12 protein-coding genes are annotated in these 11,982 nt (G+C 42.5%); 8 read left to right on the top strand and 4 right to left on the bottom strand.

What is annotated here, in order from left to right; all coding sequences use genetic code 11:
• Positions 1-565: 565 nt before the first annotated feature.
• On the bottom strand, positions 566-1,498 hold the full coding sequence (locus tag DFT_RS22785; protein WP_054033647.1) for a hypothetical protein: 933 nt from the start codon (positions 1,496-1,498) through the stop codon (positions 566-568).
• A 429-nt stretch (positions 1,499-1,927) separates the two neighbouring features.
• Here DFT_RS22785 and DFT_RS26395 point away from each other — a divergent pair, with 429 nt between their 5' ends.
• On the top strand, positions 1,928-2,092 hold the full coding sequence (locus tag DFT_RS26395; RefSeq protein ID WP_161807234.1) for a hypothetical protein: 165 nt from the start codon (positions 1,928-1,930) through the stop codon (positions 2,090-2,092).
• Positions 2,085-3,071, top strand: coding sequence for a hypothetical protein (locus DFT_RS22780; RefSeq protein WP_054033645.1), 987 nt, complete (start codon positions 2,085-2,087; stop codon positions 3,069-3,071). The genes DFT_RS26395 and DFT_RS22780 overlap by 8 nt, the downstream gene beginning before the upstream one ends.
• 524 nt (positions 3,072-3,595) lie before the next feature.
• Here DFT_RS22780 and DFT_RS22770 read toward each other — a convergent pair.
• Complete coding sequence (locus DFT_RS22770; protein ID WP_054033639.1) at positions 3,596-4,387, bottom strand: heterodisulfide reductase-related iron-sulfur binding cluster; 792 nt, start codon at positions 4,385-4,387, stop codon at positions 3,596-3,598.
• A 767-nt stretch (positions 4,388-5,154) separates the two neighbouring features.
• On the opposite strand from DFT_RS22770, the gene DFT_RS22765 reads away from it, so the two are divergent.
• Positions 5,155-6,249 (top strand): SPL family radical SAM protein, encoded by a 1,095-nt coding sequence (locus tag DFT_RS22765; protein WP_054033638.1) that lies wholly within the window; start codon positions 5,155-5,157, stop codon positions 6,247-6,249.
• Positions 6,250-6,326: 77 nt separating this feature from the next.
• Positions 6,327-6,554 carry a hypothetical protein gene (locus DFT_RS26040; protein WP_152972124.1) on the top strand — a complete coding sequence of 76 codons (228 nt, stop codon included), beginning with the start codon at positions 6,327-6,329 and terminating at the stop codon, positions 6,552-6,554.
• Between the two features lie 114 nt (positions 6,555-6,668).
• On the opposite strand, the gene DFT_RS22760 is transcribed toward DFT_RS26040, so the two are convergent.
• Complete coding sequence (locus DFT_RS22760) at positions 6,669-7,295, bottom strand: tetratricopeptide repeat protein (protein ID WP_054033636.1); 627 nt, start codon at positions 7,293-7,295, stop codon at positions 6,669-6,671.
• Between the two features lie 329 nt (positions 7,296-7,624).
• Between DFT_RS22760 and DFT_RS22755 the strand changes: the two genes are divergently transcribed.
• The gene (locus DFT_RS22755) at positions 7,625-7,948 is read left to right on the top strand and encodes a hypothetical protein (RefSeq protein WP_054033634.1); all 324 of its coding nucleotides are present in this window, start codon (positions 7,625-7,627) and stop codon (positions 7,946-7,948) included.
• On the opposite strand, the gene DFT_RS22750 is transcribed toward DFT_RS22755, so the two are convergent.
• On the bottom strand, positions 7,934-8,770 hold the full coding sequence (locus tag DFT_RS22750; RefSeq protein ID WP_054033632.1) for a hypothetical protein: 837 nt from the start codon (positions 8,768-8,770) through the stop codon (positions 7,934-7,936). The two genes, DFT_RS22755 and DFT_RS22750, sit on opposite strands and share 15 nt — an antisense overlap.
• A gap of 123 nt (positions 8,771-8,893) precedes the next feature.
• Here DFT_RS22750 and DFT_RS27410 point away from each other — a divergent pair, with 123 nt between their 5' ends.
• From DFT_RS27410 to DFT_RS22740, 3 genes are all read left to right on the top strand, one after another.
• The gene (locus tag DFT_RS27410; protein WP_369688342.1) at positions 8,894-9,079 is read left to right on the top strand and encodes a BRO family protein; all 186 of its coding nucleotides are present in this window, start codon (positions 8,894-8,896) and stop codon (positions 9,077-9,079) included.
• Positions 9,080-9,278: 199 nt separating this feature from the next.
• Positions 9,279-9,536, top strand: coding sequence for a hypothetical protein (locus DFT_RS22745; protein WP_054033630.1), 258 nt, complete (start codon positions 9,279-9,281; stop codon positions 9,534-9,536).
• A 303-nt stretch (positions 9,537-9,839) separates the two neighbouring features.
• A complete protein-coding gene (locus tag DFT_RS22740) occupies positions 9,840-11,966 on the top strand; it encodes a helicase HerA domain-containing protein (RefSeq protein ID WP_054033627.1) in 2,127 nt (708 codons plus the stop codon).
• Positions 11,967-11,982 lie beyond the last annotated feature (16 nt).

The raw sequence follows: 11,982 nt of genomic DNA, 5'->3' as shown, positions 1-11,982 counted from the left end.
GAGGGATTGTCCTGAGCTATTATTCTTGGGATGATCTCTCGCTTATTTGAGTGGATTTTGTGCCGATGAGAATTTTGATGTGTGAAAATTAAAGTAAAAAAATGAAGAGCGTTGCTCTTCCCAAAGGTGCTTGCTGCTAAAAATAATAATCCCCGCAGATTTAGATTAATAAAATTAAAACGGATTAAAATGTTTTTAATCCCATAAATAAACTGATTCCAACATCTTACAACGAAAATTAAAAGATTAACTCACTTTATATCCCAAATACTCAAAAGTATAAAAATAATACAATATATAAAAAAGCATATATATAGTATAAAAGTTCAGATCTTCGTTAATCTTTTAATTTTTCAACTACTATATTGTTATTATTCTAAATATTAGATTAAAAAGGTTTTTAAAATAACTTCGTATTTTTTAATCTCACCGAGATGGCATTTACAGTTTATCAGCAGCTAATCATTGGTCACATATCTATTTATCTTCTTACATCGTCTCAAGATTAAAGTTTTTAAAGCAGCAGCGACTTTGGGAAAAGCAACGCTTTTCGATTTTCTAATTTTTAAGCTGGTACTGTGGCTGCGGTAGTTTTATTTTTCAATTTTTTTTCTGAATTTTTCATTTGATCAAGTTTAACCATCAAGGCAAGATAATATAAATCTGCGTTGGACAGTATGCTCTTAAGCATTTTCTTTTTGTTCGAATAATCGGGATTTTCAAGCTCTAAAACATATTTGTCAAAAATAGGAAGTGTATCATTCTTATTTTGGTATCCTCTGCCATAACATTTTCCACACATTGTCAAATCGATTGTGTCATAATTTTCATTGTGTAAAATATCGAATGGTTGAGATTTGCAATGGGAACATTCATATTGATTTCTTTCAAAATTGCTATATTTAGTAGACTCCAATAAATTGTTCTGTAAATCAGTAAAGTTTTTGTTAATGAATTTCTTTCTTTTATCACGAGCCTTTTTGTATTCTGCGAAATATTCGATAAATTTTTTAATTTTTTTATTTTTAATCCTATCGAAATTTGGTTTTTTAAAATTTAAGTTAAGGCCCTTATAGTTATGGCCATTATACAAATTATAAAAAATAGTAGAGGCAATTTCCTTATCATCAAGATCAATCGCGGTAGTTGGTATATAGAATCCATAATCCAAGTGAGTTTGTGTGGTCGGTCTTCTTGCGTTTGTCACAAAATCCACAAAACCAGTGCCGTTGCAAACTCCACAGTACGAAGACATGAAACCTTCGCCGATTTTTATACTTGAAAATCTACCTTCGTTTTTTCTCTTCGAATATGGGTAACTAATTGGTCCTTTAGCATTGCATCGATAACATATGTAATGCCCTTCCGGAGCCTCAAATAGATACTGAAATACTTCGTTAACAAATTTAATTGATTTTACAAAACGTTCACTTATTTCTTTTTTAGATGGACCGAGTTGATCAGATTCAAGTATTTTTCGGTGTGATTTTTTGATCATTTTTGCCTCCTGTTTACGATTCCTATAAATGGTTTTCAAAAGCTTTGCTTATCTAAAAATTACACTACTATAGAATGTGTTTTCGGTTAGTCTGTCTGAAACTTTAGAAAAAATTGAGCTGTAACATCTAAAAATTGTCAAGCCCTTTGAAATTACATAGAAAACCATTTGACTGAGAACTAATTAGCGGTTTCCTCGATTCAATAAAAAATTTGTTGTTCATGGAATTTTTTAAATGAAAAAATGAAGAAGGAATAATGCGACAGCAGATTTAGAATCCAACAGCGTTTCCTTAGATGCTTTTTACCATTTCATCATTTCGTTTCGATTCTTGCTCGGATCTTTTAGTTACCGACTCGCACTAACTTCTAAAAAATTCAGAACAAAATATAAATCAAATACAATTTCAATTCATAGGAGGATTTAAGCATGCGGAAAAAATTCTATACTCGCAATGTCGGAGTGCTGCTCACAGAGGATAGTTATCAGCGGTTGGTCGACATCACCGACAATCTGGAAGTCACAATATCAGCGTATATTCGCGACTTGCTTCAAAAAGAAATCGACCAAAAGGAGGAAAACCTAAATGCATAATTTCAAGAATAAAAATGAAAACGTTAGAGATCTAATAGACCTCATTACCGAGGCGCAACCCTTACACGATCTGCTGGAAAAAAGCGGTATTTCAAAAATCACGGAAGTTAAACCCATAAAAAAGTACCAGCGAAAAGGCGACCGTGAAGGCATCCTATTAAAAGTTAAGAAAGATAATGACCCTGAGGCAATAAGAGTTCTTATTGACCTCAAAATTGGCGAACCTGCTGTTGATCAGATCATCGATGCCACCTTCGGGATTGGAAATGACTGTGATAGAAGGATCATTCTATATGCACCTGGTACGAACACCAGCGATCTTCAAAACCCTGCAGCAGACGAGCTTGTAGTGTCTTCATTGGTACAATACCTTCAGCGATATCCATTAGGATTCAGTCTCTTCCAAATCGATGAAAAGACACTCACATTTGGTTTGCCAGAGTATCTTGAGCCCATCGATGTATCTGATGATGAAAAACTGCCATTTGGTCAATTGCCATCCAAAGAGCGCGTTTTAGCCCATACCTTCTGGACCGTTTACTTCAATTCGTTCAATGAAGCGTTTTATAAGCCCTGGAAAACATTCGATGACGAGATTATGGCGACGAACGACTGGGGTCACACCATCTATATTGATTGCTGCTTTTTCGGAGAAATACAACTCTATTGGGATAACCAGGGGGTGCGGTATGTGATTAAACAAGAAGACGATAACCATGAATATTTGAAACGAGTCTTGGATCTTAAAATGCCTGAACTTAAAAACCGATACGGTGATGATTCAATGGAATTTGAAAATATGGTTGGAAGATTGCCAAAACTGCATATCAAGTATTCTGATAAGCAACTTGACTGGTTGACCACAGCATCGCCAGCTGAAATATCAGAGTTTGCGAAGATAATTTACGATGATGCATGGGGACTTCGATGGTTTATTGAGGAGACCGCTGATCGTTTATTTGAAGATAAAGTTGCATAAATTTTCAAGAACGACGTCTTTTATAGGCGTTCATATTTTTAAATGGAGGAAACGCAGATGGCAATTAAGTACTGTCCATATTGTAACAAGATCGGCAAGACAAGGGTTTTATCGGATTATGAACAGGTGCCATGGAGGGGCATTATGGTTAAACGGCGCCGAGTGATTCATTTGATCGATGATGGCGGTTGTGGTCACACCTGGTATACCGTGGAGTTGCCATTTGAGATGCTGCCAGATGAGGACGCAAATGGAACGGGATGTACGCAATGATGGGAATATTGAGCGAAAAAAAGGATAAGTGCATCGTGAAATAGTGGGTCAGGGGGGCGGGTGTCCTTGTCTGTCTTGGGCACTGGCCAGTCAGGATTAGATGGCCGGTGTCACACCAAAACCCCTCAGATGTAAAAAACATCCCGGTTCCGTTCTGTGATCTGCAGATTTGAAGCGCGCTTCTCGGCAGACTCAATTTTTCGTTTTGAAAAGCAAATACAGTTTGGACATCCTCCCAAAGCCTAATTTCATTATGCGGTCTGAATCATATCAATAAATTCGGGGAGCATCATAATATTCACGTGCCGATCTTCAGGCATATTGACAACGGCCTGTGAATAGCACCCGGTGCAGATGTGAACCATGGTGTCGGCTTGAACGTGATCGAGCATGTGCCCCAGGCCAGCAGGTGTAAAACAACAGGAAGGCGCGCTGATCCTGTTTACGGATAGCCCTTTGATCTTGTCGAAGACCTGATTCGTTGATTTCAAATCCACGGGAACAGGTGCAAAACGTCGGTGTAACTTATAGCATCCGGCATAATAATCGATTTGTTGATTGCATTCCAAAGTGCCCATGGACTCAAGCAGGACCTCGGGAAAATAGATGATGTTCTCCTCTGGAAACGCAAACTTATAGATTGGATAGCATGGCGAGCAGAAAAGAATGATTCGGTTTGCCCCCAGCTTTTTCGCCTGTTCGATGTTGTTGCCGACAAATTCTTTTGAAAGCGTGTGACACTCTTCCATCGCCGTTTCGTCTTTTGCCTTGATTGCCGGACGATACAGATAATTGCCGCAGCAATATTCCTTGGACAAAAAGGTGAAATCAACGCCTGCGCGTTCCAGTATTCGGGCGAATTTTTCAACTGCATTGGGAACCATTTTCAGATTTTGACAGCCCATAATAACCACATTTTCCGCCGGGCGATCAAACGGTAGATTCATCGCTTTCATCGTTTCGATGCGCTCGGGCAAATTGTCAAAGGTGTGCCCGAGGGCCCGAATGGTTTCGACCATTTTTGTATCAATCAACGGGTGCATTATCTTGATCCTTTACTGTGGTTGGATATCTTGGTTCCGTTTCTTGGTCATGAAAAGCTCCTTTTAGGGTGTGGCCCAGAGCTTAGCACATTGTCCAGTTTTTGGGGACCACCGCAGTTCGATTTAGGATCGTGTGAACGTTGATGCTTTTGAGGCCATTGTCAGCACGCGATGAAGGTACGATATGGTGATCGTCCAGATCACCATATGACGGCACGTTTCCTGTCATCCAATCTCTTGCCCCCTGCAAAACGAGCAAATTGAAAATACCGTTATAAATCGATGTTCCTTTTTTGTTTCTTTGCGTAAGTCGATGTTCCTAAAATTGTTATGGAATTCCTGCAGCATCGGTGGCCGGACATCATCATCGTCCATCCAGGCTTTCAAGTCGAGGAAATCGCGCGCGCTGGTGGATTCCACAGCGCCCGAATAACGATTAGTGAAAACTGACGCCCAATACCAGTGGCGAATCTTGCGTTGCGCGTCAAGACGCTTTATGGCCGGTAGCTCCCGACACACAGCCTGAAGGGCCGAAAAGATCGGCAGGAGGAAACATAAGGAAGGTACTGAGATGAAATCGCACCAAATCCCTGCGGGTGTTTCAGTAGGTTTATTCCCTTTTTTTGGATAGCTATTCTTTAGTATTCCGATAATTTGCCGATTCTAATCAAACAGGTCCTCAAATGTGCAGAAAAATATGGCGGTGCACTGTTAATTATCAGAGAATTGATGGTGCCGCCAAAAATAAAAACAACAGGAGAGCGTTTATGGATACTGAAACAATCGTGGAATCAAAGCAAAAAAGATCTGAAGATGACAACGTAAAAGAGATTGTGGATGATATCGTCATCCCTGCTTTCCATAAAGTCCCCGAACCAAAAAAGAAAGCGGACACCAAAAAGACTGTTATTTTTCATGATAAACCTGGCACGGCCCTCACCAAGCAAAAAGAAATCGACAGTCACAATTTTCCTTTCACCTTGAATACCGGTATCGGCTGTCATTTTGGTTGCCAGTATTGCTATGTTCAAGGATACCCTTTCAACCTCCAAGCTGAATTTCCAATTGAAGCAAAAGTAAAACTCTGGATTGCAGATAAGTTGGATAAGGAACTGGAAAAATACAAGCATTTGCCTCAGCATTTAAAAAGGGTACAGGTGAACCCTGCTACGGAGGGATATCTGCCGTTAGTAATAGCTAAGGTGGAAAAAGAACTCAAGCGCGACATCATGGCCGAAGTGCTTCAAGTTTTCAGAAAGCATTGGGAAAATGATAATAAATGGATGGTGCACCTGGTCACCAAAAGTCACATGATCTACAAGCATTTAGACATTATCCGCGATATGACGGATCAGGTTCAACTTGAAATCACAATTACTACACTTGATGAAAATCGAAGACGTAAAATGGAAGGGTGGGCTCCATCCGTTTCCAAAAGGTTAAAGGTGATAGAGAAATTTGCCTCGGGCGGTGTTTTCGTTCGTGCTATGTGCATGCCGTTAATCGGAGAGCGGGAAGATGCAGAGGCAATCCGAAACGTCTGTTTTGATAATGGTGCACGGGCATTCAAACATAAGGGCGTTAATTATTGGGACGAAAGTGCCTTGCTCACTGGGGAAACTAAACGAACAAAAGGTCGAGTGGACGAAGTTTTCAAGGATCTATTGGTGAAGAGTGGCGAACCTTATCTGGTTGATGGTGAGATTCAGAAAATGGTCGCCATGATGCCAGTTATCGTGAAATCTGGGAAATCAAAACGATGGATGGGATACAAGTTAGCTAACCTCAGAAATCGTAATATGGTTATAGTAGATTCTGGTTATTCGGACATCAATGATATCGATTGGGGATATGTAAAATAGTTGTTTCTATTATGGTAAATTGCGGCAGGCGTGGGCAGTATCAGGGCGATTTCGATCAAGAATCCCAGGAGTGTTGATTGATTGAAGTGGATAAGCGCTCGGATATTGAAAAAACACCACGATTCCAGATCACAATCTGCGGATTACAGACGCGCTTCTCATTGTTCCAAATTTTCTGGCTGAAAACGAAAAGCGATTCTGCTAGCACCAGCACCAGGCGCCTGGAACTTTTTATAGGAGGACTCCTAAATGCACAACGCAAACACATCACCCGGAAAAACATGCATCGACCTGGATCAACCTGAAATTTATCAAGGGTTTATGCAGGGATATCTTCAGCTGCTCCGGTCAAAGCTCCAACAATACAAGGTCATGGACCAAAATGGCAGCCTGAGAGAGATCCAATCAATCCACCGTCTCTAACTCTGGTAGTGGACATGGGTTAAAATTCCATCGATCTGTATTGCTTTTCTAAAATCAGCAAGTGCTTTTTCTGAATCATTTTTTTCCAGCCAGCAATATCCGCGCTTCATATATGCATCTCCCCTTTGAGTGGTTAAATTGATGGCCCGAGAGTATAAATCTATTGCATTATCGAAATCTTTAAACACAGAAACAAATAAATTTCCTAAGCGGTAATATGCGGTATCATAACCATTATGGACATAATTGGGATCTCTTTGAACAATTCTGATAAACATCGCATAGCCTACCTGTGTAAAAGTTTCACCAATAGTTGAGGGATGGTCTAGATCACAAGCATATAAAGCGTCATTAAATAGTGTTGCTAAGTCTTTTTTATCTATAAATTCTATAGGTGCTTCAAGTCCGTCAGCGAGGTCGATAAGGTCCATTGTTAATATAGCATCGACACAAGGCTTATCCAGCGTAACTGTAGAATCCTTATCCTCACTTTCAATAGCAATATTTTCCTTAAAACAAGTTCCTCTAACTTTACATTTCCAGCATGGCAACTTATGTTTTTCAGAGTTATAAAAATTAACATTTTGGTTATCTATTTCATAAGTTCTCGTATTAGTTGACATTCTTTATTCTTCTCCTTTATGTTTATTGTGAAAATTATTTAAAGCTTTTTACGACTGAATGATCATTGGGATCAGTTAGCAAATTTTATGTTTCTATCAATAAATATTTTCGTATTTAAAAAAGTGTTTGTTTGAAAATTTTATGAACAAATAGGAGTATTTTAAAACATTAAAAATGAACCTATCTGTTAATCAAATTTTGCTTTTTTTTAAAATTAAAATTCTTATCGGCTTTCTATAATATTATCTTAAGATAAAAATTTTTTGGCACTGTATGTTTGCCAATCCAGGCAGCACTGCCAAATTTTCAAAAAAGGAGGACTTCATATATGCGTAACACATTCAAGTTGCCCAGCCAAACGTACATCGAGCTTGACCAGCCAGAAATTTACAAGCGTTTTATAGAGGGATATTTCCAGCTACTTCGGGAAAATCTCCAATCATATAAGGTGATGGACGAAAATGGCATATTGAAAGAGATGCGATATTATTGCGGTCAGGAACACAACTCTCGAAATCCAAACTGGCGGCCATTTCAGTATCTTGAACAATACTGTCGTAAGTGGGGCTACGACGACATGGAGGCACAGGATGTTATCGAGGAAAAGATCGGCCGCCGGTTGACATGTGAGTGCGAGTTATTGGGGGGATGAACGGCCGTAATTTGATAACTGAAAACCGTACCTGCCCCACTCGTATAGAATCCTGTCGAGGTAGTACGGTTCGATCTCGACGGCATCTGCCAGCCACTGCGATAGCAGGAAATGCCTCTTGTTGCTCAGGTGCCTGCAGTCCTCATACCCTCCGAACAGCCCCTTGAACTGCCCAAGAAAATGGTGATCGACCTTGACGAAGCGGACGAATCCGATCTCCTTTATGAAATCGCAGATCAACGCCGGACCCACATTGTAGATGGGCTTGGCAAAGTTAACGACAAATTTCCACATTGCCTCAGGGCTGGAGGCCGATACCTGCTCGATTAATTCATAGAAAGGCTGCAGCCCACTCGCAAGGCGCTTTGCCATCTCTTTTGAGCCGTCCAACATCACTCGTAGCATGCGGGGCATAGGTTGGTTGGACGTCAAATCGAACTGCATTTGTCGCTGGATGTTCATGGCAACGGCGTACAAGTTTTTGGGATACCACGTCTCATCATCCAGAAATGAGCTCTCGGCAAACACCATCTCAAGGAGCAGGCCAATAGTACCTGGTGTAGGGATTTGGCCGAGGACCCGAGTGCCATACTTTCGCAGGACCGAGTAGGTGTAGCAGCTCTTGATGAAGGATCTCATGAGTGAGGGGATGTCGCTGGGCTGCTCTGGCCGCCGACCGCTGGCCAGATACTTTATAATCTCCGCACGATCAAGATCATCCATTTTCACGGACGGATCATTTGCCAGCCTCACCAGAATGCTTCGCCGGCTCTCAAGTTGCCGCTTGGCTTCCGCGACCTGCGATGAATCAAGTCGTATCATGGTATGTTCACCCTGAACATGAGGAAGGATCACTGTCGTCACCATAGATCCTAACCAGCAACACACTCAAGAAAAAATTCAACCCCCCTGGTTCAAAGGCCCACAGAATGAGTCGCAGCCAAGGTGCTCACCGCCAAGGACTTGTGTGACGTGCTGGGGTATTTGAATTCCCATGATGCCATTGCAAGGCACTGTAAGCACGCACAAAAAATGACTGTGTTGAAACAGCACAGTCACACAGGGGTGGTGCCCAGTTCATCACCATCATCCCGGAGTCGGATATGTACCGGTCGACCCTGTATATATTAAGGTAAGCGCTGGTATGTGCCGGCGCCCTGCCACCAGAATTCGCCTCCAGTGCCAAAAACAGCGAGCTGGCTCCCGATTTTTTCGACAAAACGGCGGGCCAAGGGTAAAGTATGGCTTTCGGGAGATCGTTAAAAAAACGCTACTCACTCAGGAAAACGAGGGCTCAACGCGGGAACAGTTTCCAGAAAGGAGGCAAACCATGGCCGGAGTCAAAAAGGGGGTTCGGAAGAGCGGGAGGGAAACCACTGTGTTCGAAACCTACCATCTTGAGGTTGAGGATTGGTCAGGTTACTATCGCTTTGGTATAGTTTCAAAGAGCTTGAAAGACACGCTCAAAGGTGCATACTGGGAGAAATCGGAGATAATCCTGCAGTGCAGAATAACCTCACCCACACTCAAGAGCGCAGATAAAGCCAACCTTACCGCCAAGGACTTGTTTTCAGTGTCTACCTTTTGACAACTGAGTTCGATAAGGAGTGAGAATGGGAAGGGGGCAAGACCCATTGTGTGGATCTTTCCCCGGCTGGTAGGAGGAAGCAGAACGGCTTGGTTTTCTTGATCAGCTTCATGGCCAACATAACAAGTCAAGATGACCTCACCATGACCGCAGGATTATCAGATGATAATCTCTGCAACCCACTAAGTTGACGCGTAAATTCTGGGTTGATATGGTGCTCGCGGGTCCCTATCAAATATCGTCCTGCACCTTTGACTGTTTCAACAAATACAGGCTCTTATTAACACCATACGGAGGGAAAAAATGTCAGATTCCCAAAGAGTAGCGCCATGGGTACGAATTACCATCATGTTGGTAGCGACCGCTGGAATATTATTTCTCTCTCTGCACTTCACAGGGGGCCTTCTTCCCCAGGATCCAAGACAGGCACTAATGTTCCAAAATGCTCTTCTATTAATCGTACTTGGATCAGCACTTCTGGAACATCACTATACAAAACCTGCGGACGCTGTTGTGAACTCCCTTATGGGGCTCATCACACTGCTTACCGTTTACTCCCAAGCGCCTCGTCTGCCTTGGCTGATAGTCAGTGCCTACTGTTTGTTGGTTTTTTCCCTGAGTTTGGCATGTGTGGCCGTCAGCTCTGGTTCCGAACTTTCGGAGTGGAGGGATTGGGTCGCCAGACATACTTATCGGCCGTCCGTTACACTGGGGAAATCTCGAGTATTGTTTACCGTCGTGTTTATTGCGGGGCTGTGGTTCTTTTACTCAATACAAGAGCCAATAACTCTTGCCCTAATAATCTTCTGGGGCATCTTTATCGCTATTTGGCCATTAAAGGTTCCTGAATTGCTCAGCTCATGGACTGATCCGGGCGGCCCATCGTCAAAATCGTTCGGTGAGATTTCGCGAATTGATAGTCCAAATATTCTCCGAGTTGCTCTGAACGGAGAGACTAAATGGAGTCCAGATCAGCCTTACATCAGCGTTCTCCCAAGTGGAGATTCAAATTGGGTGCAGCCCCTTTATTCACAGTTTCAGGATGGACGATTGTTAGCAACTGGACTCGTAACGGACATAAAGGCTCCAGTACCAAAGAACCTGAAAAATTGTGTTTTTTGCCCAGAGGAGGACATACCCAAACCTAATCGAGATGAAATAACACAAGCGCTTGGTGGCGGCCCAAATGCGATCTTGGTCGGATTCGTGGTTGAACGATCATCGATTGGAGCTATAAAGTTTGAAACTCTTAAGCAGGAATCTTGTCACCATGGTATGCTCGTTTGGTGCAACGTTAATGGGGATCGAGTTTACTATCAAATAATCGAAGGAGAGACGCAAGAAGAGTCGTTTGCCTCTGACAAGCATGGCTTTCAAGTGGCGACAGCTACCCAACTTGGCACTCTGGTCGAAAAAACAGGCTTCAAGAAGTATGATTGGCTACCAGGGATGAATACTCCAGTTTTCACATCATACCCAGGGTGTGAAGTGAAGGCTGAAGCTGTAGCTGATGGCGATTTTGTGCTTGGAGATATCCCAAAATCATGTATTAAAGTCGGTGGCGACTTCATTTCCCACTACAACGTCCACACTGCCCTTCTGGGAGTTACAGGATCAGGCAAAACAGAACTGGCCTTCGATATGATTCGCCACGCTCTTCGAAACGGAATACGAGTCGTATGTATCGATCTGACAGCTCAGTATGAAGGGCGGCTCTCAGACTTACTCCCCGTTGATTTGTCGGTAGAAGAGGATACCGCCAAGGATCTATCAAAGAAGCTATTTGATGTTGAGACAGGCACATACGGAGCTCCAGGTGAGAAGAAAGCACTGAACCAGTTTGCTACTAGTTTGAGAGAGGAGATCACTGCTTCGATCAAAAAATTCATCCTTAAAGACAATAGTTCCCACCTTGGTCTGATTCGATTAGAGGAAATATCCAATACCAAGGCTACTCTTTGGATAACTGAGCTTTACATGACTTGCCTTTTAAAGTGTGCACGGGAGAATCTCGGAGCGTGCCCTCCTATTCTCATCGTTGTTGAAGAGGCGCATACGGTAATGCCCGAGGCAAACACAATGGGGTTGGGCGATTTCGACTCTAAAGGGCTCGTAGGTAAGATCGCTCAAATAGCCCTTCAAGGCAGGAAATATGGAGTGGGTTTATTGGTGCTGGCGCAAAGGACAGCAACGGTCAGTAAGAGTGTGCTTACGCAATGCAACACAATCATCAGCTTCACTTGCTACGATGATACAAGTTTGGGGTTTCTCCGGAACATATTCGGCCCAGAACACGTCGCCTTGATACCTAACCTTCCGCCGCTGCATGCTGTGGCCTTCGGCCCATGGGTTCGTTCCGAAAAACCCATTGTCTTTCAGGTCCCATACGATGAAAAAAAGACGGGCACTCCAGCATCCAAGAAGACTTGAATTAAGAGAAGACAGT

Origin of the sequence: Desulfatitalea tepidiphila (genome assembly GCF_001293685.1) — a bacterium.
GTDB classification, from domain to species: domain Bacteria; phylum Desulfobacterota; class Desulfobacteria; order Desulfobacterales; family Desulfosarcinaceae; genus Desulfatitalea; species Desulfatitalea tepidiphila.
The sequence above is the reverse complement of the archived record's forward strand: the minus strand, read 5'-3'. Positions and strand labels throughout refer to the sequence as shown.

What these genes read in the sequence shown, in the direction of transcription:
- DFT_RS22740 (WP_054033627.1), top strand. Translation starts at nt 9,840, where the DNA reads ATGTCAGATTCCCAAAGAGTAGCGCCATGGGTACGAATTACCATCATG.
- DFT_RS22765 (WP_054033638.1), top strand. Translation starts at nt 5,155, where the DNA reads ATGGATACTGAAACAATCGTGGAATCAAAGCAAAAAAGATCTGAAGAT.
- DFT_RS22770 (WP_054033639.1), bottom strand. Translation starts at nt 4,387, where the DNA reads ATGCACCCGTTGATTGATACAAAAATGGTCGAAACCATTCGGGCCCTC.
- DFT_RS22745 (WP_054033630.1), top strand. Translation starts at nt 9,279, where the DNA reads ATGGCCGGAGTCAAAAAGGGGGTTCGGAAGAGCGGGAGGGAAACCACT.
- DFT_RS22755 (WP_054033634.1), top strand. Translation starts at nt 7,625, where the DNA reads ATGCGTAACACATTCAAGTTGCCCAGCCAAACGTACATCGAGCTTGAC.
- DFT_RS26395 (WP_161807234.1), top strand. Translation starts at nt 1,928, where the DNA reads ATGCGGAAAAAATTCTATACTCGCAATGTCGGAGTGCTGCTCACAGAG.
- DFT_RS22785 (WP_054033647.1), bottom strand. Translation starts at nt 1,498, where the DNA reads ATGATCAAAAAATCACACCGAAAAATACTTGAATCTGATCAACTCGGT.
- DFT_RS22760 (WP_054033636.1), bottom strand. Translation starts at nt 7,295, where the DNA reads ATGTCAACTAATACGAGAACTTATGAAATAGATAACCAAAATGTTAAT.
- DFT_RS22780 (WP_054033645.1), top strand. Translation starts at nt 2,085, where the DNA reads ATGCATAATTTCAAGAATAAAAATGAAAACGTTAGAGATCTAATAGAC.
- DFT_RS22750 (WP_054033632.1), bottom strand. Translation starts at nt 8,770, where the DNA reads ATGATACGACTTGATTCATCGCAGGTCGCGGAAGCCAAGCGGCAACTT.